Origin of the sequence: Phaeobacter inhibens DSM 16374, assembly GCF_000473105.1 — a bacterium.
Classification (GTDB): domain Bacteria; phylum Pseudomonadota; class Alphaproteobacteria; order Rhodobacterales; family Rhodobacteraceae; genus Phaeobacter; species Phaeobacter inhibens.
Window position 1 is genome coordinate 967342 of record NZ_KI421498.1, and the last position, 23858, is coordinate 991199.

Below are 23858 nucleotides of genomic sequence, written 5' to 3' on the forward strand. Positions count from 1 at the left end.
GGATTGTTGCAAAAGTGCGTCCAGATTTTTTCTTTAGAGTTCGACCGGCCTTGGCCGGAATCATCCTCAGCGCAAGCGTTAATTTTGCACAAGCAGAATCAGCGCATGGCATAGCTATGTATGGGGACCCGGCCCTACCACCGGATTTTGTGTCTTTACCCTATGCAAACGCCGAGGCGCCCAAGGGTGGCAAGGTGGTCTTCGGCAACACCGGTGGCTTTGATACGCTGAACCCTTTTGCCCCAAAAGGCACGCCGCCCTGGCAGATGCGCTTCTGGGGATATGAGAGCCTGATGGGGCGTTCTGCGGACGAGGCATTCACGCTCTATGGGCTGCTCGCCGAATCGATTGAGGTGCCGGGTGATCGCGCATGGGTTGAATTTACGCTACGTCCGGAGGCCCGATTCTCCGATGGTTCACCAGTCACGGTCGCAGATGTCATCTGGTCCTATGAAACCCTCGGACAGGAGGGGCATATCCGCTATCGGCGGTTCTGGAACCAGATCGACAGCATCGAACAAACGGGCGAGCGCAGCCTGCGCATAACCTTTAATGAGGACAACCGTGAACTGGCGCTCATCGCGGGCCTGCGTCCGATCCTGAAAAAGGGACAGTGGGACGGCAAGGATTTTGCCGCCTCCGGCCTGGATGAAGCCCCAATCGGCTCCGGACCTTATACCGTTGCTGCATTCGAACCCGGCCGATTCATCCGTTTTTCCCGCAATCCCGACTACTGGGGGCGCGATCTGCCCTTGCGACGCGGCACCAATAACTTCGATGAGATCCGGCTGGATTTTTATGGCGACCAAACCGTATTGCTGGAAGCCTTCAAAGCGGGCGAGATTTCTGCGATCCGGGAGTTCAACGCCGCAAAATGGGACAAGGCGTATGATTTTCCGGCGATCGCCATTGGCGACGTCGTCAAGACCGTCATCCCCAATGGCAAACCCTCCGGCATGACGGGCATCGCAATGAACACCCGCCGCGCGCCCTTCGACGACTGGCGCGTGCGCGAAGCGCTGATCCGGGCCTTCAACTTCGAATATATGAACGAGACGCTGACAGGCGGAACCCAGCCGCGCATTTCGTCTTATTTTTCCAATTCCTATCTGGCCCTGCAACCCGGCCCCGCCGAGGGCAAGGTGCGCACGCTCCTGGCCCCATTTGAGGAAAGCCTGCTCCCCGGTGTGCTGGAAGGCTATAGCCTGCCTGTTAGCGATGGCACTGAGCGCAATCGCAAGAACCTGCGCGCGGCGACAAAACTTCTCGCGGAGGCAGGCTGGACCGTTCAGGACGGCGTTATGCGCAATGCCGAGGGTGAGGCGCTGGAGTTGCAGGTCCTGCTGACCCCCGGCAACCTCGGCGAAGGCGAAATGCGCTCCGTTGTGGAAATCTACGCCCGCGCTTTGGAACGTCTTGGCATCTCTCTGTCATCTGACATTGTCGACAGCGCCCAGTTTGTGCAGCGCCAGCAGGCGTTTGACTATGACATGACCTTCTTCCGCCGGGCGATGTCACTGAGTCCCGGTAACGAACAATATCTCTATTGGGGCAGTACTGCGGCGCAACAGAAAGGGTCGCGCAATCTGATCGGGATTGAGGACCCGGCGGTAGATGCCATGATCGACGCGATGCTGGTCTCAACCAGCAAGGAGGATTTCACCGCTGCCGCCCGCGCATTGGATCGCCTGTTGACGGCCGGTCGCTATGTGATCCCGGTCTGGCAATATGCCGAGGGGCGCATCGCTCATGTGAAGGAGCTGAAATTTCCGGACCGGCGACCGGTCAGCGGCGATGGGATCACTTACATGCCCGAGGTCTGGTGGTATCAGGCCGACTGACCTCACCAACCATCCAGATAACCCTGGCCCGCTCCGATATCTCGGGGCGGGCCTTTTCGTGGTGCGAGCTGACGCTTGACCCGAAACCATTAGTTCTGTTATTCGAGAAGTATGGAAATAGAAATCACATCGCAACTTTCTGCATTGGCGCACCCAAATCGGCTGGCACTGTTCCGCCTGCTGATGCGACGCTATCCCGATGCTGTCCCCGCTGGTGAGATCGCCGCCGCCCTGGCGCAGAAGGCCAACACCGTTTCCAGCTACCTCTCGACCCTCAGCGCCGTCGGCTTGATCCGTGCTGAGCGGCAAGGCACCTCGTTGCTCTACCGGGCACAATTGGACGGGTTGCGTAATCTGTTCGACGATCTGCTATCGGACTGCTGTCACAATCGTCCGGATATTTGCCCGCCTACCGTGGCGCAGACCCCCTTGCTGCCCGGCAGCGACCGACCCCTAAATGTTCTGTTTATCTGCACTGGCAACTCCGCCCGCTCCATCATGGCGGAGGCGATCCTGCAGCAGCATAGCGATGGACGGTTTCACGCCTATTCCGCAGGCAGCCGCCCATCCCCCGCGCCGCGTCCTGAGGTTCTGAGCCTGTTGCGCGCAAACGGACATGAGACCGGCGGGCTTCGCTCAAAAGATCTCAGCGAATTCTCTGGAGATGATGCCCCACCAATGGATTTCATCTTCACCGTCTGCGATCACGCCGCAAATGAAGATTGCCCGGCCTGGCCCGGCCAGCCCATGAGTGCCCATTGGGGCCTCCCCGATCCCGTCAAAGCCAAAGGGCGAGAGGCAGAAAGACGTCTGGCATATCAGCAAACCTATGACGCGCTGCGCAACCGCATCCGCAGCTTCGCCGCGCTCCCCTATGAAACACTTGACCGCATATCATTGCAGCACCGGCTGGATGACATCGGCCGTCATACACCCTCTGAATAACCATCAAACGAGTTCATCACATGAATATTCTCGTCCTCTGCACGGGCAACTCTGCACGCTCCATCCTGCTGGAAACTCTCTTGAACAGCCATGGAACAGGCCGGGTCAAAGCCTATTCCGCAGGCTCCAAGCCGGCTGGATCAGTCCACCCACAGTCGCTGGCACTTCTGGCGGAGAAAGGCCACGACACCAGCGCTGCACGGTCGAAGAGCTGGGATGAGTTTGCGTCTGAGGGGGCACCTCAGATGGATCTGGTGATCACCGTCTGTGCCTCCGCTGCGGGCGAGACCTGCCCGATCTGGCCCGGCACCCCGCTGCGCGCCCATTGGGGCGTCGAAGATCCCGCTGCGGCTGCCAGCCCCGATTGGGACGCCGCCTTTCGCATTGCCTATGACCGGCTGGAGCGACGCGCCCACGCATTTCTAAACCTGCCACTGGAGCACATCAACACCGACGACCTGCGCCAAGACCTGATCCGGATCGGAGAGCTGCCATGACCACGCAAAAACTAATCGCCGAAGCGCTCGGCACCGGTTTTCTGCTGATCGGCGTTGTGGGGTCGGGCATCATGGCCGAAACCCTGTCGGGTGGAAACATCGGGTTGGCGCTGCTGGCCAATGCGGTGGCAACGGGCGCGATGCTCTATGTGATCATCACAACGCTGGGGCCGATTTCTGGCGCACATTTCAACCCGGCGGTCACGCTTGCCTTTGCGCTGCGCGGCGATCACAGCTGGGCTGCGGTTCCGCAGTATGTGTCTGCGCAGATCATTGGCGGCATCCTCGGCGTCTGGGCCAGCCATGTGATGTTTGATCTGACCATCCTGCAGACCTCCACCACCATGCACCGGACCGGGGGCGCTCAATGGTTTTCGGAAATCCTTGCGACATTTGGTCTGCTGTTCGTGATTTTTGGCGGGTTACGCTCCCGTCCTGAGGCTGTTCCTGCCCTCGTCGCCTTTTATATCACGGGCGCCTATTGGTTTACCGCCTCCACCAGTTTTGCCAATCCAGCGGTGACGGTTGCGCGCGGGTTCAGTGATACATTTGCGGGCATCTACCCCGGCCATATTCTGATGTTCATCGTCATGCAGTTCATCGGTGTTGGTCTGGCGCATCTGATCCTGCCGCGCCTGTTTCGACCCAGTTGACCGCGAGCCAACCCAGAGCAAATCTCAGGCGAAATCCGAAACCGGGGGGCACCCAGCATGACGCGGACTTTCTTTTTTTGCAAAAAATGCTAGCATCAATACCCACGCGCAATTTTGACCCGGAGGGAGCCCCCCATGCCTGTTCAAACAGCCCGCGCCAGCTGGTTCGACAGGATGCCCCGTCTCAAGCAACGGTTTCCGCATCTGCAGACCCGCTCGGCCCCATCCCTGTTCGACGACAAGGATAAGTTTGTCGCCTATTTGGCCCGTACCCATCACCTGACTCTGACGGAGGCCCGGGAGGAAGTGGATGATTTCCTCTATACCGAGAGCCTGCATCGGGAATTGGAACATCAGCTGAACTGATCCGACCTGTCCGCACAGCGGCCATTCCCTCGTTCGGGGGGCTCTACAGTGGGGACTTCAGAGAGGTGACCCATAGAAAGCAGCCCCGCAGCGGGCAGTGATGTCTCGGCTGATCTTGGGCCATATGGGGCTGTCTCGCAGAGCGACAGCCCCTATGACAGGGACGTCACCCAGAGAATGGTCGCATCTTCATCGCTGAGAGAGATCACGTTATGCCCCATTGCAGCGTCATAATAGGCGCTGTCTCCACGACGCATTTCAATAGGTTCATAGAATTCTGTATAAAGCCGCACGACCCCTGTCAGCACGTATAGGAATTCCTCGCCGTCGTGGCGCACCCAGCCCTCAAATTCATCCATCGACCTGGCCCGAACGCGAGCGCGATAGGGCAACATCTGTTTGCGCGTCAGGCTATCAGCCAGCAGTTCATGCTCATATGTCGTGGTGGCATGGGCAGAGCCCTGACCGGTCTTGGTCACCGTCAGACGGCCATTGACCTGATCCCGTTGCGGCTGGGTAAACAGCTGTGGAACCGAGATCTGAAGCCCCACCGCCAGCTTCTTCAACGCCTCGTAAGTCGGTGACATCTGGCCATTTTCGATCTTCGACAGGGTCGAACGCGCAAGGCCTGCCTGATTGGCGGCATGTTCCAGCGTCCAGTCCCGCGCCTTGCGCAACTCGCGCACCCGAGCCCCCAGATCCAGTGGCTCGGTTTCGGCGGCCTCACCTGATGCGCGGGCAATAGTGATGAGCGATTTGGGATCACGAGAGGTCATGCTTTTTCCTATAGGGCGGGGCGCGCCATCTTGCAACGCGTGGTTTGCCAAGTTAGCCAATCGACATGCAATCTGTGTTTGACAGCGGGCCCTTCGCGCCCTGCCCCGCGCCGTTCAATCTGGCCGACCACGTGCTCTACCAGCGCGCGGCGGCGCTTCCCGCAGCAGCGGATGCGGTGGCGCTGTGCGTGCTGGCGCCGCAGTCTCCATCCAGCGCTGCCACATCAGATCTGCCGCAAGAGCCGTCGCCACAGATCTACACCTACGGGGCCCTGCGCGCTGCGGTGCGTGGACTTGGCGCCGGACTGCTGGCCGAAGGGCTATCTCCCGGCGACCGGGTGCTGCTGCGACTGGGCAATACGCCGATCTTTCCGATTGCCTATCTGGCCGCGATTGCTGTTGGTCTGGTGCCGGTTCCCACCTCCGCACAGCTGACCGAGCCTGAGGTGGCGCGCATCATGGATGACCTGTCACCTGCTGCGATCCTGCGCGATCCGGGGATCGCCTCGGTACCGCACCCCTGCGAAATCGACCGCGACTCACTTGAGGCCATGCAGCGCGCCGCACCACCGGAAAACGAGTTTCACATGCAGCTCGGCGACCCTAATCGACCGGCCTATGTCGTCTATACCTCCGGGACCGGCGGAAATCCGCGCGCGGTTGTGCATGCCCACCGGGCGATCTGGGCGCGCCAAATGATGATCCGTCATTGGTATGATCTGCGCCCCACCGATCGCCTCCTTCATGCCGGTGCATTCAACTGGACCTTCACGTTGGGCACCGGTCTGATGGACCCGTGGAGCCTTGGCGCAACCGCACTGATCCCCGAAGATGGCACCTCGATCACCGCACTGCCTGACCTCTTGCGCCAGCATGATGCCAGCCTCTTTGCCGCTGCGCCCGGCGTTTATCGCAAACTGCTGCAAAAAGACCGGACGCTACAGTTGCCTGCCCTGCGCCACGGTCTCTGCGCTGGTGAGAAACTCTCCAGTCAGGTCGCGCAGGATTGGCGGGCAGCCACCGGCACCGCGCTCTATGAGGCGTTTGGCATGTCGGAATGTTCGACCTTCATCTCGGCGGATCCGGCGCGCCACCGTGATCCTGAGCAGGCAGGCGACACGCTGGGCTGGCCGCAACCGGGACGCCGGATTGCCATTCTTGATCCAACCGGTCGGCCTTCTCCTCGCAACTCCCCCGGCGTCATCGCCATTGATCGCCGCGACCCAGGGTTGATGCTGGGCTATCACAACGCCCCAGACGCCACCGAGGACCACTATCAGGGAGAGTGGTTCCTGACCGGCGATCAAGGCGAAATGACAGACACCGGGCAGATCCGCTATCTTGGGCGCAACGACGACATGATGAACGCAGGCGGCTATCGCGTCTCTCCCCTAGAGGTGGAAGCGGCGTTGACGAGCCATCCCGATCTTGAACAGGTGGCGGTCGCCTCTGTCGAGGTGAAACCCGACACCCATATCATCGTTGCGTTCTATACCAGTGCCAAAGACGTGACCGCTGAGGCGCTTTCGGCTTTTGCCAAGGACCGGCTGGCGCGCTACAAACAGCCGCGCGCTTATCTGCGTCTCGACGCGCTGCCCAGCGGAGCCAATGGCAAACTGCTGCGCCGCGCCCTGCCCGATTGCTACATCCAATACCAAAGGACCCCGTCATGAGCCTTGTGAAGCTTGATATTCTGTCCGATCCGATCTGCCCCTGGTGCTATATCGGCAAGACCCATCTGGACAAGGCGCTGGCCGAGGTTGGCGATCATCCGTTTGTCATTGAATGGCACCCGTTCCAGCTCAACCCCGACATGCCACGCGAAGGCATGGATCGGCGCAGCTATCTTGAGGCGAAATTCGGCGGCAAGGAGGGCGCGGTGAAAGCCTATGCCCCGGTTGTGGAACACGCCAGTGCCGCCGGGCTTGAGATCAATTTCGAGGCGATGGAACGCACGCCGAACACACTGGACGCCCACCGCCTGATCCACTGGGCCGGGATCGAGGGAAAGCAGAGCGCCGTGGTCGATGCACTGTTTGATGCCTATTTCGTACAGGCCAAGGATATTGGCGACGCTGAGATCCTCGCCGATATTGCCGAGGTCGCGGGAATGGACCGCGCAGTCACCCTGCGGCTCTTATCCGGGGACACCGACGCCGAGGAAATCCGCAACCGCGACGCCCATTCGCGCAAGATGGGGGTCACATCGGTGCCAACATTTGTGGTCGCGAACCAGCACGCCGTACCGGGCGCGCAGCAGCCCGAACTGTGGAAACAGGTGATCGCCGACATCCAGAGACAGCTGCAGGAAGGTAACGCCGCGGAGGCCGACAAAGCCTGAACGCGCGCCTCAGTACACCTAGCCCTATATTGAAAATCTGGACCTGCTGCACAGAGTAGTCCAGACCTTTGCGGCGCGGCCAGTTACAACGATGCACATAAAACTGTGCGTCTTGGCTGCTGGTCCAATCCCGAGAGATATGTTAGCGCGGACAGAGCGCCGCCCAGACAGCACCCGATTACCGGGGCTCCTGATGTGTCGCCTGAGGTTTCAAATGACAAAAGATATACAGATCAGCATGTCCAAAGCTGAGTTCATTGCCCTGATTGCGATGATGTTCGCAACTGTTGCATTTTCTATCGACGCCATGCTGCCTGCGCTGCCCGAAATTGGTCATACGCTTAGCTCCGATAACCCCAACCGTGCGCAGCTGGTCATTGCCACCTTTGCGCTTGGCATGGGGATTGGCACGTTTTTTACCGGGCCGCTCTCCGACGCCTTTGGCCGCCGAACCGTCATTTTTGCCGCTGCGGGTCTTTATATTGCGGCTGCGCTGGTAGCCTATGCCAGCTCTTCCATCGAAATGCTGCTCTTGAGCCGTGTGGTGATGGGGCTTGGTGCCGCCGGTCCGCGCGTCGTAGCGCTGGCAGTTGTGCGCGACCTCTATTCTGGTCGTGAAATGGCCCGGATGATGTCCATCGCCATGCTGATCTTCACCCTCGTGCCGGCCATTGCCCCGATGATGGGTGCGGGCATTATTCTGCTGACCAGCTGGCGGGCGATCTTTCTGGCGTTTGCGCTGTTTGCCGTCGTTATCGTTCTCTGGATGGGGCTGCGCTTGCCTGAACCGCTGCCGGTCGAGAACCGCCGGCCGTTTCGTCTGCCGAACCTTCAAGCAGCTCTGATCGAGATGCTGCGGCATCCTACGGTGCGGCTGTCTATGATGGTGCAATGCTTCTGTCTTGCGATGCTGTTTTGCATGATCACACTGGTTCAGCCCATCTACGATGTGGTCTTTGATCGCGCGGACAGTTTCCCGTTCTGGTTTGGCTTCATAGCCGTCATGTCGGGCAGCAGCAGCCTAATCAACGCATCGCTTGTGGTTCGGCTTGGCATGCGGCGCATGGTGACCTGGGCGCTGGCCGGGCAGATCATCTTCTCCGCGCTGATGCTGGGCCTGGAGGTGCTGCCGCTGTCCGGTGATCTTATGTTTGCGCTGTTTGTAGCCTGGCAGACCAGTGTGTTTTTCATGGCCGGCCTCACACTTGGCAACCTCAACGCCATGGCGATGGAGCCGATGGGCCATATCGCAGGCATGGCCGCATCCATCGTGGGCGGTGTGTCCACCGTGTTTGCCGCCGCTGCCGCTGCGACGGTGGGGCTGCTGTTTGATGGCTCCATTGCGCCACTCACTGGTGCGATCCTGCTGATGGTGATCGCAGGCTACGCCATCATGTTGCATATGGCACGGGTGGAAAACCGGGTGGCGGCGGAATAGACGCCACATCATAGCACGATACAAAACAAAGCCCCTCCAGACAGCTGGAGGGGCTTTTTCATATCCGACCTTTGGGTCATTCAGCCGGATTTTGCCTTCGCCTTAGCCTTCTTCTTTTCGGCGACAACCTTCTCAGCCAGATCACGCGCGATGGCAAAGGCGCCTTTGATCTTGTCGCTGTCCTTCTTCCAGTCCCGGCGCACGACAATCTTGTTGTCCTTCACCTTGGCCAGACCGTCCTGCGCCTGAATGAACTCCACCAAGCCCTGAGGCGAGGCGAATTTATCATTGTGGAACTGGATCGTTGCCCCCTTCGGCCCACCGTCCAACTTGGCAATCCCGGCGCGTTTGCACATCGCCTTGATCCGCACAACCAGCATCAGCGTGTTGACATCTTTTGGCAGTGCCCCGAAACGGTCGATCAGCTCCGCGGCAAAACCTTCCAACTCCACCTTGGTGCTCAGATCCGAGAGCCGACGATAGAGGCCGAGACGCACATCAAGATCCGGCACGTAGTTCTCCGGGATCAATACTGGTACGCCAAGGTTGATCTGTGGCGCCCATTGGTCATCGCTGCCGGACAGGCCTTCCAGCTCGCCGGATTTGATCTTGGCAATCGCCTCCTCCAGCATGGACTGATAAAGCTCATAGCCCACGTCACGCATCTGCCCGGACTGTTCTTCGCCCAGGAGATTGCCCGCCCCGCGAATATCCAGATCCTGTGATGCCAGCGAGAAACCAGCCCCCAGCGTATCCAGCGAGCCCAGCACGCGCAGGCGTTTTTCCGCCCCGGGCGTCAGCCGCACACGGGGTTTGGTGGTGAGATAGGCATAGGCACGTGTCTTGGACCGACCCACACGCCCCCGGATCTGATAGAGCTGCGCCAGACCGAACATATCCGCGCGATGGACCACCATTGTGTTCGCCGTGGGAATATCCAGCCCGGACTCCACGATGGTTGTGGCCAGCAGAACGTCGAATTTGCCATCGTAAAAGGCATTCATGCGATCATCCAGATCGCCGGCCGCCAATTGACCATGGGCCACGACATAAGACAGCTCCGGCAGCTGCTCCTGCAAAAAGGCTTCGACATCGGGGAGATCGGTGATGCGTGGCACCACATAGAAACTCTGCCCGCCGCGATAATGCTCCCGCAGCAGGGCCTCACGGATGGTGACCGCATCAAACTCGCTCACATAGGTGCGAATGGCCAGACGATCCACCGGCGGCGTGCCGATGATGGACAGATCGCGCACGCCAGTCAGGCTCAGTTGCAGGGTTCGCGGGATTGGCGTTGCGGTCAACGTCAGCACGTGAATATCGCTGCGCATCTGCTTGAGCCGTTCCTTATGAGCGACCCCAAAATGCTGTTCCTCGTCGATAATCAGCAGGCCGAGGTTTTGAAAGCGCACGGATTTTGCCAGCAAGGCATGGGTCCCGACGACAATATCAATCGTCCCTTTGGCCATACCTTCGCGGGTTTTGGCAGCTTCCTTTGCTGTAACAAAGCGCGACAACTGCCTGACTTCCAAAGGAAACCCGCGAAACCGCTGAGCAAAGGCCGCCGCATGCTGCCGCGCCAGCAACGTCGTGGGTGCAACAATCGCCACCTGTACACCTGACATGGCTGCGATAAAGGCCGCGCGCATCGCAACCTCTGTCTTGCCAAAGCCGACGTCGCCGCAAATCAGCCGGTCCATGGGCGACCCGGACTGCAGATCCTCCATCACCTCGCTGATCGCGCGCAACTGGTCGTCAGTTTCCTGATAGGGGAAGCGCGCTGAGAATTCTTCCCAGGCATGCGGCGGCGGGTCCATCATCGGCGCCTTGCGCAACGCCCGCTCGGCGGCCACCCGGATCAAGCGATCCGCCATCTCCCGGATACGCTCCTTCAGCTTGGCCTTTTTGGCCTGCCAGGCACCGCCGCCCAATCGATCCAGAAGGCCCTCGTCATGGCCGTATTTGGACAGCAGTTCGATGTTCTCAACCGGCAGGTACAGCTTTGAGTGTTCTGCATATTCCAGCAGGATACATTCATGCGCCGCACCTGCGGCTGTAACCACTTCCAGACCCTTGTAGCGGCCAATCCCGTGGTCCACATGCACCACCAGATCGCCAGGGCTGAGGGATTGTGTCTCGGTCAGGAAGTTCTCGGCCTTACGCCGCTTCTTGGGCGCGCGGATCAACCGATCCCCCAGGACATCCTGTTCGGAAATCACCGTCAGATCATCGGTCTCGAACCCGTGTTCCAGCGCCCAGACCGCCAGATGCAGACCGGATTTTCCAATCCGCGTGCCGTCGTTGATCGCGATGACCTCCGCCAGGCCTTCGTCCTCAATCAGACCGGTCAAACGCTCCCGCGCGCCCTCAGAATAGGAGGCGACCACAACCGGCCCTACCTGCATCCGCGCTTTAATGTGATCAGCCAGTGACTTGAAAAGGCTGACACTTTCCAACTGTCGCTCAGGAGAGAAATTGCGGCCGATTCTACCGCCCGCATCTATCACGCCCGGTCCGCTGGCCTGTGGCAGCGGATGGAACTGGATAACCCGGTGATCGCCAATCGCGGCCTCCCAGGCATCATCATCCAGATACAGCAGCCCCGGCGGCACCGGTTTGTAAACCGTGTCCATCCGCCCCTTCTGCGCCATAGCGATCTTCCGGGTCTCATACTGGTCCACGATGCTGTCCCAGCGCGCCAACCGGGCAGGCGTTACCTGATCGTCCAGCGTCACCGTGGCCTGCGGCAGGTAGTCAAACAGGGTCTCCAGCCGCTCATGGAAAAACGGCAACCAGTGTTCGATCCCCTGATATTTACGCCCTGCAGACACCGCCTCGTAAAGCGGATCATCCGTGCCCGCCGCGCCAAACTCAATCCGGTAGTTCTGCCGAAACCGGGTCACGGCGGCCTCATCCAGGATCACCTCGGAAACGGGCGCCAGTTCAACCACGCTCAGCTTCTCGGTGGTCCGCTGCGTCGCCGGATCAAACCGCCGCGCCCCATCCAACACATCGCCAAAAAGATCCAGCCGCACCGGGCCGCTCTGTCCCGGCGGATAGATATCGATAATCCCGCCCCGCACCGCAAAATCCCCGGGCTCCATCACCGTCGGGCTCTTGGTGAATCCCATCCGCGTGAGATACCCGCGCAAGGCCTCCTCGTCGATGCGCCGGTCCACCTCCGCAACAAAGGCCGCATCTTTCAGAACCTGACGTGCCGGGACACGCTGCGTGGCGGCATTCAGCGTGGTCAGCAGCACAAACTGCCCCGGCATCTGATGCACCAGCGCTGCCAGTGTCGCCATCCGCGCGGCGGCGATATCGGCATTTGGTGACACCCGGTCATAGGGCAGGCAATCCCAGCCCGGAAAACTGATCACAGGCATATCCGGCGCAAAGAAAGCAAGTGCCGCCCGCGTCGCCTCCATCCGCTTGTCATCCCGCGCGACATGCACCACCGGCGCATCGCTGCTGGCGGCTTCCTTCAGGATCAGCCGCGCATCAAAGCCCTCTGGTGCGCCGCCTGCGGTGATTGCCCGTTGCGCCATCTCTGTCTCTCTTTCGTCATCTGCCCGCAGGCAATTAGCCGAGGAACCCGATCTGCAGGTTCTGATACATGCCCCAGAGCGCGGTCACAAAGATCGCGACCATGCCGACCAGCTGAATGAACAACCGGGTAATGGTCAATTGGCGGGCCAGGGTTTCCCCCGCCAGTCCCTCGCGATTGATGCGGCGCGCCGAGCTCCAGTTAATTAGGCCAACGATCGCCATAGGAAAGGCCAGAAGAAATACCGCCTGAGCAAATTCTACCCCATAGTAAAACCCCAGCATCCCCAGCATCGCCAGCACAAAGCAGGTCATCCCCAGAACCCAATGGCCTGACACCTCGGTGATATACATCATCCGGTTCACATTGACGCGGGTGATGGCCTCCAGATCCAGTGCGGCCTGCCCGCCTTGCTTGCGGGCGCGGTAGACCATGTCAAACGGCACCCCCATCACCCAATGGCTGGCGGAGGACCAGACCACGGCCAGCGCGATCCAGTACCACAGGTTGGAAAAGGACCGCAGATCAATCAGCTCGGTCAAGGTATGAAACAGATCCACTACGCGGCCCTTCTCTCGTCCAGTCTTTGCGCCCCTATATCCCCCGCGGCGCGCGCCGGCACAAGGGGTGGCCCCATCCGGCCAGAGGATGGGGGGGCATGGCGCGGCGAATCTGTCACTTGTCGCCGCCGCCATTCCATGTCACGCAAAGGGGAAACCGCGACCGGTTCCCGGATCGCATCCCTGATCTGCGAGGACCCGATGAAGCCGACCGTCGCCCCTTTTCCAGCTGCCCGCCCCCGCCGTTTGCGCAGCGCCCCTGCCCTGCGCAATCTGGTGCGCGAGACCACGTTGACCAGCGACGATCTGATCTGGCCAGTGTTTGTGCGGGATGGCGAAGCGATTGAGGAGCCAATCCCCTCCATGCCCGGCGTCACTCGGCGCAGTATCGACAAAGTGGTAGAAGCCGCGATTGAGGCTCAGGCGCTTGGCATCCCGGCGATCTGTCTGTTTCCCTATACCGATCCCGCACTCAAAACCGAGGATTGCGCCGAGGCCTGGAGCCCAGACAATCTGGTCAACCGCGCCATCCGCGCCATCAAATCTGCCGCGCCGGATTTAGCGGTGATGACCGATGTGGCGCTGGATCCCTATAACATCAACGGTCACGACGGCTATGTGGTGGACGGCGAGATCGTCAATGACGAGACCGTCGAGGCGCTGGTCAAAATGACCGTGGCCCAAGCCGATGCAGGTGCGGATATCATCGGTCCCTCCGATATGATGGATGGCCGGATCGGAGCCATGCGACGCGCGCTGGAGGCCGCAGGCCACCGCAATGTCACCATCCTTTCCTACGCCGCCAAATATGCCTCCGCTTACTATGGTCCGTTCCGCGACGCGGTTGGCGCCTCCGGCGCGCTGAAGGGCGACAAGAAAACCTATCAAATGGACCCCGGCAACACCGATGAGGCCCTGCGCATGATCGAACGCGATCTGAGCGAAGGCGCCGATATGGTGATGATCAAACCCGGTCTTGCCTATCTCGACATCTGCCAGCGGGTGAAATCCACTTTCGGCGCGCCGACCTTCGCCTATCAGGTCTCCGGCGAGTATGCGATGATCGAGGCCGCGGCCCAGAATGGCTGGATCGATGGCGAGCGTATCATGATGGAGAGCCTGATGGCCTTCAAACGCGCAGGCTGTGATGGGGTGTTGACCTATTATGCACCAGCAGCCGCACGACTGCTGAATGGCTAGGCAACAAGGGCGGCATCACCGAACCCGTGGCGCGACAGATCACGCGAAATTGCCGGCAGGAAGCCGCTGATTGCGCCTGTCTCAGTGATGACAGGCGGCAGCTTTCCGCGTATACCTTGCCGCAGAGCCAGAAAACTGGCCGCAATTGAACAGTGACAGGCCGAGACGACAGCCCCGCGCGGCCCCGGCCCCAGATAACAGGCAACTCAAGATGAGCAGTTCTAATTCTTCCCGTTTGACCCGGCGTGGCTTTGCGCTTGGCGCCTTGGCTGGCGCTGGTGTCACCGCCGCATGTGGCAATGGTATCGGAAACAGCAACGCCTCCACCATCGACGCCCGCGTCGATGCAACCCTTAGCCAGATGTACAGCCAGTACCCCGGCGCCGTCACTCTCGCAGAGAAATCAACCGGCATGCTGGTAATGCCGCTGGTGACGGAAGCCGGCTTCTTTGTTGGCGGTGCCTTTGGTCGTGGCGCCCTGCGCATTGATGGTGTGACGGTTGACTACTATTCCACGGTGAAGGGCAATGCGGGCCTGCAGATCGGCGCCCAGCAATACGCCCATGTGCTGTTCTTCATGACCCAGGATGCGCTCTCGAACTTCCGCCGTTCCTCCGGCTGGGCCGCAGGCGCCGATCTGGAGTATGTGATCCGCGACGAGGGCGACTCGCTGGCCGCCGACACCAATACGCTGAACAGCCCGGTTCTTGCCGCAGTCTTCGGTCAGGCAGGCCTGCGCTTGGGGGCCACGCTGGAAGGCACCAAATACACCCGGATCATCCCCTGATCCGGCCCGGCTGCGTGCCGTAATATCCGACTTATCTTCTGGCTGAAAATATCCCCGCCGGAGGCATGGCCTTTCCTTCAGGAAAGGCCATTTTCATATCGCTCATTCAAACGCCTTCAGTCGTTTGAACAGGCTTGAGGTATCCCAGCGCCCGCCGCCCAGTTTCTGCACGTCTTTGTAGAACTGATCGACCAGGGCGGTCACCGGCAGGCTGGCCCCGGTCTCCTCCGCCGCATCAAGGCAGATACCCAGATCCTTGCGCATCCAGTCAACCGCGAACCCGTGATCAAAATGGTCATCCAGCATGGTCTCATGCCGGTTGGCCATCTGCCAGCTGCCTGCGGCCCCTTGGCTGATCACCTCGACAACTGCGCGACCATCCAGCCCAGCCTTTTCAGCAAAATGCAGCGCTTCGCTCAACCCTTGCACCAGTCCCGCAATCGCGATTTGGTTGCACATCTTGGTCATCTGACCGGCGCCACTGTCGCCGATCCGGCGACAGATCCGGGCGTAAGACCCAATAACAGGCTCGGCTTTGTCATAGGCCACCTGATCGCCACCACACATAACTGAGAGCACACCGTTCTCTGCCCCGGCCTGACCGCCCGAAATCGGCGCATCAACAAAGGACAGCCCCAGATCCGCAGCCGCCGCGTTCAGCTCGCGGGTCACTTTTGCCGAAACCGTTGTATGATCTACAAAAATCGCGCCCGCGCCCATACCACCAAATGCACCGGTATCGCCGAGGCACACGCTGCGCAAATCATCGTCATTGCCGACGCAGGCCATCACGAACTCCGCACCCGCTGCCGCCTCTCGCGGTGTCGCAGCCGCCGTGCCGCCATGCTCTTTTGCCCAGGCTTCCGCCTTCGCTGCGGTACGGTTGTAGACTGTCACCTCGTGACCGGTGGCCGCCAGATGACCCGCCATCGGATAGCCCATCACTCCCAAACCCAAGAATGCAACCTTCGCCATCTGCTTTCCCCCTGATGCGTCTTGTCCTATGTTGGCGCCACCCTAGCAGCCGCGCCGCCCGGTGCAATCTGCGAGGGCGAGAAACTGCGCCGTAACCGGGCCAATAACGTCAAAAACCTGAGGAAACGCACCACCGATGGGACTTCTCTTTCGCTGGCTCCTGCGCCTTGCCGCCGCTTTGATTCTGCTTCTAGTGATGGGACTGGGCTTGGTCTATTTCCTCGCGGCGCAATCGCTGCCGGATTACAACAAGGAGATCACCTTGCCCGGCCTCTTGGCGCCAGTGGAGATCGTGCGTGACAATGCCAATGTGCCGCATATCTTCGGCAGCTATGGCGCCAGCGACGAGGATGTCTATTTCGGTCTCGGCTATGCCCATGCGCAGGATCGCCTGTGGCAGATGACCACCCTGCGCCGCACCGCCATGGGCCGCCTATCGGAAATCTTCGGCAACCGCACGGTGCAGGTGGATACGCTGATTCGCCGCCTCGATATCTACCGTCTGGCGCAGCAATCCGTCGCCGCCCAGACACCCGAAACGATGACCGCGCTGCGTGCCTATTCCGCCGGTGTTAATGCCCGCCTGCAGGAAATCAACGAGGATGCATTGGGGCGCGGTGCGCCGGAGATGTTCCTCTTTAACGTCCCAATGGCGCCATGGCAGCCCGCCGACAGCATTGCGGTTATGAAGTTGATGGGACTGAAACTTTCCGGACATATGCAGGAAGAAATCCTGCGCGCCCGCACCTCTCTGGCGTTGCCCGATCCCGAACGGTTGAAGGACATTCTGCCGGATGCGCCGGGCAACGGTGTTGCCGCGCTGCCCGAATATGCGGCGCTGTTTCCGGACCTCCCACGACATGCCAGTGCCAGCACAGACATCAGCCAGACCTTGCCCTTTATGCCGATTGCGCCGCGCGGGCTGGCCGGTGCGTCCAATGCCTGGGCCGCCGCCCCCAGCCGGTCTGCGGCGGGTGGCACGCTGCTGGCCAATGATCCCCATCTGGAGCTGACCGCCCCCGGCGTGTGGTATCTGGCGCGTCTGGAACTGGGCACAGGCGGTGTCATCGGCGCTACGATTCCCGGTATCCCCGCAGTCATCTCAGGCCGCTCGGACCTGCTGGGCTGGGGCGTGACCTCCTCTTATATGGATGATCAGGATCTGTTCATTGAACAGTTGAACCCCGACAATGCCGAGGAATACAAGACCGCCGATGGCTTTAAGCGCTTCACCAGCCGCCCCTCTATCATCAATATCAAAGATGAAACCCCGGTTACCCTGACCCTGCGCTGGACCGACAATGGCCCGGTTCTGCCACGGTCGCTGTTTAATCTCGCCGCGATCACCCCGCCCGGCCATGTTGTCAGCCTTGGCTGGACGGGCCTCAGCGGTGAGGATACCTCGATAAGCGCCGCACTTGAGCTGATGCGCGCGAACTCCGTCGCGCAGGCGATTGAGATCAGCGAAGGCTATATCGCTCCGTCGCAGAACCTGACCCTTGCCGACAGGACCACCGTTGCGCTGAAAACCGTTGGGGCCATCCCGCAGCGTGACGCCCGCCATCAAAGCCAGGGCCGGATGCCCAGCCAGGGCTGGCGCCGCGAAAACCAATGGCAGGGCCGCGCGCCTTATGCGGCAAACCCTGAGTTCGTCTCCCCCATTGGTGGCATCCTCGGCAACACCAACAACAAGCTGCTTCAGCGCCCGTTCCCCAACCACGTCTCTTACACCTGGGGCGATACCCAGCGCATCAATCGCTGGAAGAAGCTGATGCAAGATCGTCAGGTCCACACCCGTGACAGCTTCATCGAGGCACAGCTTGACACCGTGTCCTATACCGCCCGCACCATGTTGCCGCTGATTGGCGCCGATCTGTGGTTCACCGGCGAAGCCGCGCCCGAAGGCACCCGTGAGCGTCAGCGCCAGATCGCACTGACGCTGCTATCGGAGTGGAACGGCGAAATGAACGAACATCTGCCAGAGCCGCTGATCTATGCCGCCTGGGTGCGGGCTTTGCAAAAACGTCTGATTACAGACGACCTTGGGCCGCTGGCCGCGGAGTTTACGCAAGTGGACCCGCTGTTCCTCGAGCGGGTGTTCCGCGATGTGGAGGGGGCATCGGTCTGGTGCGATATCCGCCAAAGCGCCCCCACTGAAACCTGTAGTGAGCTGGCTCGTCTGGCGCTGGACGATGCATTGATCTGGATCGAAGAGACCTATGGTAACGCATTGGAATCGCTGCGGTGGGGCGATGCGCATCAGGCAACCCAAAACCATGAGGTACTGGGAGATGTGCCGCTGCTACGGGTCTTTGTGAACATCCGCCAATCCACTAGCGGTGGCGACAATACGTTGCAACGGGGGCGCACCTCCGGTGCGGGAGAGCACCCGTTCCGCAATGTGCATGCCGCAGGCTATCGCGGGGTATACGATTTTGCCGATCCCGATAGCTCGGTCTTCATCATTGCCACCGGTCAATCCGGGCATTTTCTGTCACGCTATTATGACGACATGTCCCAACTCTGGCGGCGCGGCGAATACATCCCAATGTCACTGGATGAGGATCTGGCCCGCGCGGCCTCCGTTGGTGTCACCCGTCTGGTCCCGGCCACTGCCATCGAATAACCGCAGCAGGCGCCACGCGTTAATCGACTGCAGTAAAACAAAAAACCCCGCTCCCAAATCGGGCGCGGGGGGTCTTGATAACTCGTCAGAAACTCAGATCAAAGGGCGGCGAAACGGTTCTTCTGGGTCTCGGTCCACAGAACCGTCAGCTCAAACCCAATCTCTGTTTGCGTTTCGCTTTGCACAACATCCTGTTCAAACAGCCAAGCACGTTGCTTGCCTTGCGCAAATGTCAGGGTGATCTCATCCTCATGACGGATAAGACGCAACTGCGACGTGATATCCGCCAGCAGATCCTCCAGCCCTTCACCACTGATCGCAGAGATGGCGTGAATGCCGTCCTCACGTTCCGCGCGCTGACGGCGGGCCTCGGCCTGTTCGTCGTCCAGAAGATCCAGCTTGTTCCAGACCTCCAGCCGCGCGCGGCTGTCATCAACCCCGAGGGAGGCCAAAATGCTCTCGACATCTGCGGCCTGGTTCTGGGTCTCGTCATGGCTGATGTCGCGCACATGCACGACCACATCTGCGGCCAGCACCTCTTCCAGCGTGGCGCGGAAGGCGGCAACCAGTTCCGTCGGCAGATCCGAGATAAATCCAACGGTATCCGACAGGATGATTTCCGGCCCATCCGGCAGCTGCACCCGGCGCATTGTCGGGTCCAAAGTGGCAAAGAGCATATCCTTCGCCATCACCTCAGCCCCGGTTAACCGGTTGAAAAGTGTCGATTTACCGGCGTTAGTATAGCCGACCAGCGCTACGATCGGATAGGGAATCTTGGCCCGTGCCGCGCGATGCAACGTCCGGGTCTTCACCACTTTGTCCAGCTGACGGCGCAGACGAACGAGTTGCTCGTCAATGGCGCGGCGGTCCGCCTCGATCTGGGTTTCGCCGGGACCACCGACAAAGCCAAGCCCGCCCCGTTGACGTTCCAGGTGGGTCCAGGCCCGCACCAACCGCGTCCGCTGATAGCTCAGCGCCGCCATTTCCACCTGCAACACACCTTCACGGGTGCGCGCGCGATCCGAAAAGATCTCAAGGATCAGCCCGGTCCGGTCAAGAATCTTGACCTTCCAGGCCTTCTCCAGATTGCGTTGCTGCACCGGCGAGACCGGGCCGTCAATCAACACCAGTTCCACCTCTTCATCGTGGAACTGCGCTTTCAACTCGTCGATTTTACCCGATCCAAACAGCATGCCCGCATGCGCCTTTGGAAGGCGCACAACAGCCGATCCGATCACCTCAATGTCGGGCAAAGCCTCCGCCAGGGACACGCCCTCAGCAAGGGCGGACACCGGGTCGCGGCGGTCGCGGTCTGATTTGATATCGGGATGCACCACCCAGGCACGGGTGGGCGTCCTATCATGCTCCATCAAGAGGCGTCTTCACCTTCATACAGGCTGATCGGCTGGGCAGGCATGATTGTCGAAATGGCGTGTTTATAAACCAGTTGCGACTGCCCGTCCCGACGCAGCAGGACACAGAAATTGTCAAACCATGTGATCACACCCTGCAACTTTACGCCGTTGATCAGAAAGATTGTGACCGGAACCTTGGTTTTACGAACGTGGTTCAGGAAGGCATCCTGAAGATTCTGTCTGTCCGAAGCCATTATTATTATCTCGCCTTTGTTCTTGTCGCGCTGCGGACCAGCGCCCTGTTAATGAATACTATGAACGCAGATAGTCGGAGTTTCCACCCGAAAATTACTCATATGACGTTCACGGTAACCATGATTGATCAACTGCGCCAGAGGTTTGGTGTCATCAGCGCAATGATCGCCAGAGTTTCCAGCCGCCCCAGTACCATGGCAAAGCACAGGATCAGCTTTGCTGTGGCCGTCAGATGAATAAGCGCGATGGGTTCGGACCCGGCTATTTCCGTCAGCGGTCCTGTGGTCGAGAGTGTCGCAATGGTCAGAATCAAAGCCTGCTCAAAATCCGACCCCACAGCGGCGAGGCTGATGCTGATCACCGCCAAAGACAAAGCAAACAGCATGAAGAACACCCAGGCCACAAAAGCACCATTGCTTTGCAGCCTCCGGTTGCCCTTGCCCTCATTGCTCACGGAGGACGGATGTACCAGCCGTTCCATCTCCCGCAAACCATTGAGATAGAGCGCATAGACCCGCAGCAATTTCACACCACCAGCGGTGGTTGCCACACCGCCACCAATCACTGCCAGCCCCAGAAGGATCATGCCGGGTGTATTCAACCCGGACCATTGCCGCGCGGTTTCCCAGTCGGCGCTTTCAAACCCGGTGGTCGACAGGAACGACAAAACAGTAAACGTTGCCCCCCACCAGGAGTGCAGACCCTGCATCAGATCGCTGGTGGTCGCGACATCAAAACTGGCAATCCAGTGACGCAGAAACAGCAGCAACGGCACGCCAAAGACGATCAGAAGGCCGATGCGGAACTCAGGATCCCGGTCCAGCCGACTATGACCACTGGTCACCGTATCGGTCGAGAACGTGAGCCGCGACAGGGCAAAGAACATGAACAGGAACATCACCATTTCCCCGGCAATGCCACTGGCGCCATTCTCCACCCCGCCAACCGCGGAAATACCAGAGGTGGCCAGAACCGACATCGCATGGCCGAGCGCCACCAAGGCTGTCTCACCGGTGATGATCAGCAAAATCCACAGCACCAGCGTCAGCCCGGCATAAAGCGGCGCGAGGGTTTTGGTCACCACCACCAGCTTGCGGCGCGGATCCGCGCGCTGCATATGCAGGGGTGTTTCGGTGCCCCGCCCCGGCTCGCCCCGTGCGGTGACCTCAAACCCGCCCAGCGACAGCGGTGCGAGAATGGCCGAGGCCGCAACCCACATCAGCAGCCCCCCCAACCAGCCGACCATGGCGCGCCACAGATGTACGCTGGGCGGCAGCCGGTTCGGGTCGGAAAATACATCCGCACCCGTCGTGGTAATGGCGCTGACCATATCGAAATAAGCATTGAGGTAGCTGGTATTCCCCAACGCGTCCTGCACCGGAACCGCCAGAAACGCAGGCAGCACTGCAAAACTGGCCAGCAGCGAGGTCAACTGCCCCGGCATACTGTAGCGCGGCACGCGATTGCCCATCGATAGCCCGACAAGCACAACCACCATCAACCCCACAACGCCGGAGTAAAAAAAACTGCGCGAGGTCTGATGATCATCCAGGATCAGCGCATGGATGGCCGGCACCCACATCGCCAGCGCCGCCACCAGCAGGATCAGCAGGAACAGTGGCAGGCGGAAGAGACCCCGTGTCCGTTCCTGCGACGGTTTGCGGTGCCGCGACATCCTAGAAGAAGTCAATCGAGACCTGCATCAGGCGCTCGACCTCGGGCACATCCGCAGCCATGGCAAAGAGCGCGATCACATCGCCCTCCTCGATCCGCATACCGCCGGTTGGGCGCATCACCACACCGTTTTTGCTGACGGCGCCAACCAGCACACCTTCGGGAAAATCGATATCGCGGATCATTTGTCCGGCCATCGGAGAGGTCGACATGACCTCGGCCTCAATCACCTCCGCTTCGGCGTCGCCGATCGAATAGACCTGCCGCACCCGGCCATAGCGAATGTGGCGCAGGATCGAACTCACGGTGGTGGCACGTGGGTTGATATAGGCGTCAATACCAAGCGGTGCCATCAGCGGCACCAGTGTCGGATCATTGATCAGCGCAATCGCCAGAGGGCAGCCTTCCGCCTTGGCCCGCACAGCTGCCAGCATATTGACCTTGTCGTCATCAGTCACCGCCAACATGGCGTCAGCGCGGTCGATCCCCGCCTCAATCATCAGGCTGCGGTCCAGACCATCGCCGTTCAGAACAATCGTCCGTTCCAGCGTCTCCGCGGCACGCTCGGCGCATTTGCGGTTCCGCTCAATCATCTTGGCGCGCGTGCGTCCCGTACGGGATTCCAGTGCCTTCGCCACTTCAAGCCCGACGTTCCCCCCGCCGACAATGACCACACGATCCTGACGTTTCTGTTGTTTGCCAAAGACTTCGATTGTGCGGCTCACGTCCTCGACATGGGCAAACACATAGGCACTGTCGCCCACAAAGAGCTGGTCACCCGGCTCAGGTGCAAACAGGCTGCCATCCCGGCGGATACCGACCACAATGGCGCGCAGGGTCGAAAACAGATCGGTCAGCTGGCGCAGCGGCGTGTTGACGACAGGGCAATCCTCATCGATCTGCACCCCAAGAAGCTGCGCACCGCCCTCCATGAACATCTCGGTATCAAAGGCAGCCGGCGCAGACAGGCGTTGCATCGCCGCGGCCGCCACCTCGCGCTCGGGGCTGATCACCACATCAATTGGCAGATGGTCACGCCGGTATAAATCCGAATAGATCGCTTCCAGGTAGCTCTTGGAGCGCAGTCGCGCGATCTTTCGCTGGATGGAAAACACCGAATGCGCCACCTGACAGGTGACCATATTCACCTCATCGGAATGGGTGGCCGCGATGATCATATCCGCGTCCCGCGCCCCGGCCCGGGTCAGCACATCCGGATAGGAGGCAAAGCCCGCAATCCCCTGAACATCCAGCGTATCCGTAGCACGGCGCACCAGATCGGGATTGTTGTCCACCACGGTCACGTCGTTGTGCTCACCCGACAGGTGGCGGGCGATCTGCCAGCCGACCTGACCTGCGCCACAAATAATAACTTTCATGTGCTTGTCCCTCGGGGCGCTGATACGCGCAATCGCCGGTTTTGAATGACAGAAGCCGCTGTAACGGTCAATTCAATTGTCTTGCTGCGAATTCTGCCGCACAATCACAGGATGCCCATCGGAAAACATACGTTTGCCGCGCTCTTGTTGGCCTCAGCGCTGGCGGCCTGCGGGCCGGTTCCGGTCTATTACCGCGCCGGTGCCGATGTCGCCCGACGCGACGCCGATCTGCTCAGCTGTGAGGTCAGCGCCCTGCGGGATGCGCCGGTGGCGACCCAGATCCGACAGCACCCGCCTATCTATCGCCCTGGCGGGGAAATCTGCCGCAATGGGCGCTGCTATCACCGTACCGGCTATTGGGAGGATGGTGGCATCTATACCGTCGACGTCAACGCGGATCTGCGCAAGCGGGTGGAACAGTCCTGCATGGCGTCCAAAGGCTATCAGCCCATCGCGGTAAAACGCTGTCCCCAATCGGTGGCCGATGCGGTCGGCACCCGCCGTGCATCGACACTTCCGGCGCTGACCCAGACATCCTGCGCAATTGCGCGACGCGGGCAATCGCCACAGATCGTCGCAACGGCGCCCTGATCCGTCAGCACATCAGAGATCACCGCCAAAGCCCTGAAATATAAATAATCTG

Annotated in this window: 20 protein-coding genes; 12 read left to right on the plus strand and 8 right to left on the minus strand. The window is 60.2% G+C overall.

Going from position 1 to position 23858, the window contains the following annotated elements; translation table 11 throughout:
* The first annotated feature begins 14 nt into the window (after window positions 1-14).
* From INHI_RS0108305 to INHI_RS0108325, 5 genes are all read left to right on the plus strand, one after another.
* On the plus strand, window positions 15-1841 hold the full coding sequence (locus tag INHI_RS0108305) for an extracellular solute-binding protein (RefSeq protein ID WP_027247351.1): 1827 nt from the start codon (window positions 15-17) through the stop codon (window positions 1839-1841).
* Between the two features lie 111 nt (window positions 1842-1952).
* Entirely contained in the window at window positions 1953-2786 is an 834-nt protein-coding gene (locus INHI_RS0108310) for an arsenate reductase/protein-tyrosine-phosphatase family protein (protein WP_014879957.1), read from the plus strand.
* A 20-nt stretch (window positions 2787-2806) separates the two neighbouring features.
* Window positions 2807-3283 (plus strand): arsenate reductase ArsC, encoded by a 477-nt coding sequence (locus tag INHI_RS0108315; RefSeq protein WP_027247352.1) that lies wholly within the window; start codon window positions 2807-2809, stop codon window positions 3281-3283.
* Window positions 3280-3936, plus strand: coding sequence for an aquaporin (locus tag INHI_RS0108320; protein ID WP_027247353.1), 657 nt, complete (start codon window positions 3280-3282; stop codon window positions 3934-3936). The genes INHI_RS0108315 and INHI_RS0108320 overlap by 4 nt, the downstream gene beginning before the upstream one ends.
* Window positions 3937-4071: 135 nt before the next feature.
* Complete coding sequence (locus INHI_RS0108325) at window positions 4072-4302, plus strand: hypothetical protein (protein WP_014874610.1); 231 nt, start codon at window positions 4072-4074, stop codon at window positions 4300-4302.
* Window positions 4303-4454: 152 nt separating this feature from the next.
* Here the strand turns inward: INHI_RS0108325 and INHI_RS0108330 are convergent, their stop codons facing one another.
* Window positions 4455-5078, minus strand: coding sequence for a helix-turn-helix domain-containing protein (locus tag INHI_RS0108330; protein ID WP_014874609.1), 624 nt, complete (start codon window positions 5076-5078; stop codon window positions 4455-4457).
* 65 nt (window positions 5079-5143) lie between these two features.
* Between INHI_RS0108330 and INHI_RS0108335 the strand changes: the two genes are divergently transcribed.
* From INHI_RS0108335 to INHI_RS0108345, 3 genes are all read left to right on the plus strand, one after another.
* Window positions 5144-6751: a class I adenylate-forming enzyme family protein gene (locus INHI_RS0108335; RefSeq protein WP_027247354.1), complete on the plus strand. Its 1608-nt coding sequence runs from the start codon at window positions 5144-5146 to the stop codon at window positions 6749-6751.
* On the plus strand, window positions 6748-7419 hold the full coding sequence (locus INHI_RS0108340; protein ID WP_027247355.1) for a DsbA family oxidoreductase: 672 nt from the start codon (window positions 6748-6750) through the stop codon (window positions 7417-7419). Before INHI_RS0108335 ends, INHI_RS0108340 begins: the two co-directional genes overlap by 4 nt.
* Window positions 7420-7633: 214 nt before the next feature.
* Window positions 7634-8857 (plus strand): MFS transporter, encoded by a 1224-nt coding sequence (locus INHI_RS0108345; RefSeq protein WP_027247356.1) that lies wholly within the window; start codon window positions 7634-7636, stop codon window positions 8855-8857.
* Window positions 8858-8937: 80 nt separating this feature from the next.
* On the opposite strand, the gene mfd is transcribed toward INHI_RS0108345, so the two are convergent.
* Window positions 8938-12405 carry a transcription-repair coupling factor gene (gene mfd / locus INHI_RS0108350; RefSeq protein WP_027247357.1) on the minus strand — a complete coding sequence of 1156 codons (3468 nt, stop codon included), beginning with the start codon at window positions 12403-12405 and terminating at the stop codon, window positions 8938-8940.
* A 34-nt stretch (window positions 12406-12439) separates the two neighbouring features.
* Window positions 12440-12964, minus strand: coding sequence for a hypothetical protein (locus tag INHI_RS0108355; RefSeq protein ID WP_014879950.1), 525 nt, complete (start codon window positions 12962-12964; stop codon window positions 12440-12442).
* A gap of 201 nt (window positions 12965-13165) precedes the next feature.
* On the opposite strand from INHI_RS0108355, the gene hemB reads away from it, so the two are divergent.
* The gene (gene hemB / locus INHI_RS0108360) at window positions 13166-14164 is read left to right on the plus strand and encodes a porphobilinogen synthase (RefSeq protein WP_014874603.1); all 999 of its coding nucleotides are present in this window, start codon (window positions 13166-13168) and stop codon (window positions 14162-14164) included.
* Window positions 14165-14375: 211 nt separating this feature from the next.
* Entirely contained in the window at window positions 14376-14951 is a 576-nt protein-coding gene (locus tag INHI_RS0108365; protein WP_014879949.1) for a lipid-binding SYLF domain-containing protein, read from the plus strand.
* 102 nt (window positions 14952-15053) lie between these two features.
* Here the strand turns inward: INHI_RS0108365 and INHI_RS0108370 are convergent, their stop codons facing one another.
* Window positions 15054-15926 carry an NAD(P)-dependent oxidoreductase gene (locus INHI_RS0108370; RefSeq protein ID WP_027247358.1) on the minus strand — a complete coding sequence of 291 codons (873 nt, stop codon included), beginning with the start codon at window positions 15924-15926 and terminating at the stop codon, window positions 15054-15056.
* A gap of 136 nt (window positions 15927-16062) precedes the next feature.
* On the opposite strand from INHI_RS0108370, the gene INHI_RS0108375 reads away from it, so the two are divergent.
* Window positions 16063-18552, plus strand: coding sequence for a penicillin acylase family protein (locus INHI_RS0108375; protein ID WP_027247359.1), 2490 nt, complete (start codon window positions 16063-16065; stop codon window positions 18550-18552).
* 98 nt (window positions 18553-18650) lie between these two features.
* On the opposite strand, the gene hflX is transcribed toward INHI_RS0108375, so the two are convergent.
* The 4 genes from hflX to trkA all read right to left on the minus strand — a co-directional run bounded on the left by hflX (window position 18651) and on the right by trkA (window position 23215).
* Entirely contained in the window at window positions 18651-19922 is a 1272-nt protein-coding gene (gene hflX, locus INHI_RS0108380; protein WP_014879946.1) for a GTPase HflX, read from the minus strand.
* A complete protein-coding gene (gene hfq / locus INHI_RS0108385; protein ID WP_008204623.1) occupies window positions 19922-20161 on the minus strand; it encodes an RNA chaperone Hfq in 240 nt (79 codons plus the stop codon). The genes hflX and hfq overlap by 1 nt, the downstream gene beginning before the upstream one ends.
* 128 nt (window positions 20162-20289) lie before the next feature.
* Complete coding sequence (locus tag INHI_RS0108390) at window positions 20290-21837, minus strand: TrkH family potassium uptake protein (RefSeq protein WP_014879945.1); 1548 nt, start codon at window positions 21835-21837, stop codon at window positions 20290-20292.
* A gap of 1 nt (window position 21838) precedes the next feature.
* Window positions 21839-23215 (minus strand): Trk system potassium transporter TrkA, encoded by a 1377-nt coding sequence (gene trkA / locus INHI_RS0108395; RefSeq protein WP_014879944.1) that lies wholly within the window; start codon window positions 23213-23215, stop codon window positions 21839-21841.
* A 111-nt stretch (window positions 23216-23326) separates the two neighbouring features.
* Between trkA and INHI_RS0108400 the strand changes: the two genes are divergently transcribed.
* Window positions 23327-23806 carry a hypothetical protein gene (locus tag INHI_RS0108400; protein WP_415837513.1) on the plus strand — a complete coding sequence of 160 codons (480 nt, stop codon included), beginning with the start codon at window positions 23327-23329 and terminating at the stop codon, window positions 23804-23806.
* Window positions 23807-23858: the final 52 nt, after the last annotated feature.

What these genes read in the sequence shown, in the direction of transcription:
- INHI_RS0108375 (WP_027247359.1), top strand. Translation starts at nt 16,063, where the DNA reads ATGGGACTTCTCTTTCGCTGGCTCCTGCGCCTTGCCGCCGCTTTGATT.
- INHI_RS0108365 (WP_014879949.1), top strand. Translation starts at nt 14,376, where the DNA reads ATGAGCAGTTCTAATTCTTCCCGTTTGACCCGGCGTGGCTTTGCGCTT.
- INHI_RS0108315 (WP_027247352.1), top strand. Translation starts at nt 2,807, where the DNA reads ATGAATATTCTCGTCCTCTGCACGGGCAACTCTGCACGCTCCATCCTG.
- INHI_RS0108400 (WP_415837513.1), top strand. Translation starts at nt 23,327, where the DNA reads ATGCCCATCGGAAAACATACGTTTGCCGCGCTCTTGTTGGCCTCAGCG.
- INHI_RS0108335 (WP_027247354.1), top strand. Translation starts at nt 5,144, where the DNA reads ATGCAATCTGTGTTTGACAGCGGGCCCTTCGCGCCCTGCCCCGCGCCG.
- INHI_RS0108330 (WP_014874609.1), bottom strand. Translation starts at nt 5,078, where the DNA reads ATGACCTCTCGTGATCCCAAATCGCTCATCACTATTGCCCGCGCATCA.
- mfd (WP_027247357.1), bottom strand. Translation starts at nt 12,405, where the DNA reads ATGGCGCAACGGGCAATCACCGCAGGCGGCGCACCAGAGGGCTTTGAT.
- hfq (WP_008204623.1), bottom strand. Translation starts at nt 20,161, where the DNA reads ATGGCTTCGGACAGACAGAATCTTCAGGATGCCTTCCTGAACCACGTT.
- INHI_RS0108345 (WP_027247356.1), top strand. Translation starts at nt 7,634, where the DNA reads ATGACAAAAGATATACAGATCAGCATGTCCAAAGCTGAGTTCATTGCC.
- INHI_RS0108325 (WP_014874610.1), top strand. Translation starts at nt 4,072, where the DNA reads ATGCCTGTTCAAACAGCCCGCGCCAGCTGGTTCGACAGGATGCCCCGT.
- INHI_RS0108310 (WP_014879957.1), top strand. Translation starts at nt 1,953, where the DNA reads ATGGAAATAGAAATCACATCGCAACTTTCTGCATTGGCGCACCCAAAT.
- hemB (WP_014874603.1), top strand. Translation starts at nt 13,166, where the DNA reads ATGAAGCCGACCGTCGCCCCTTTTCCAGCTGCCCGCCCCCGCCGTTTG.
- trkA (WP_014879944.1), bottom strand. Translation starts at nt 23,215, where the DNA reads ATGAAAGTTATTATTTGTGGCGCAGGTCAGGTCGGCTGGCAGATCGCC.
- INHI_RS0108320 (WP_027247353.1), top strand. Translation starts at nt 3,280, where the DNA reads ATGACCACGCAAAAACTAATCGCCGAAGCGCTCGGCACCGGTTTTCTG.
- hflX (WP_014879946.1), bottom strand. Translation starts at nt 19,922, where the DNA reads ATGGAGCATGATAGGACGCCCACCCGTGCCTGGGTGGTGCATCCCGAT.
- INHI_RS0108370 (WP_027247358.1), bottom strand. Translation starts at nt 15,926, where the DNA reads ATGGCGAAGGTTGCATTCTTGGGTTTGGGAGTGATGGGCTATCCGATG.
- INHI_RS0108390 (WP_014879945.1), bottom strand. Translation starts at nt 21,837, where the DNA reads ATGTCGCGGCACCGCAAACCGTCGCAGGAACGGACACGGGGTCTCTTC.
- INHI_RS0108340 (WP_027247355.1), top strand. Translation starts at nt 6,748, where the DNA reads ATGAGCCTTGTGAAGCTTGATATTCTGTCCGATCCGATCTGCCCCTGG.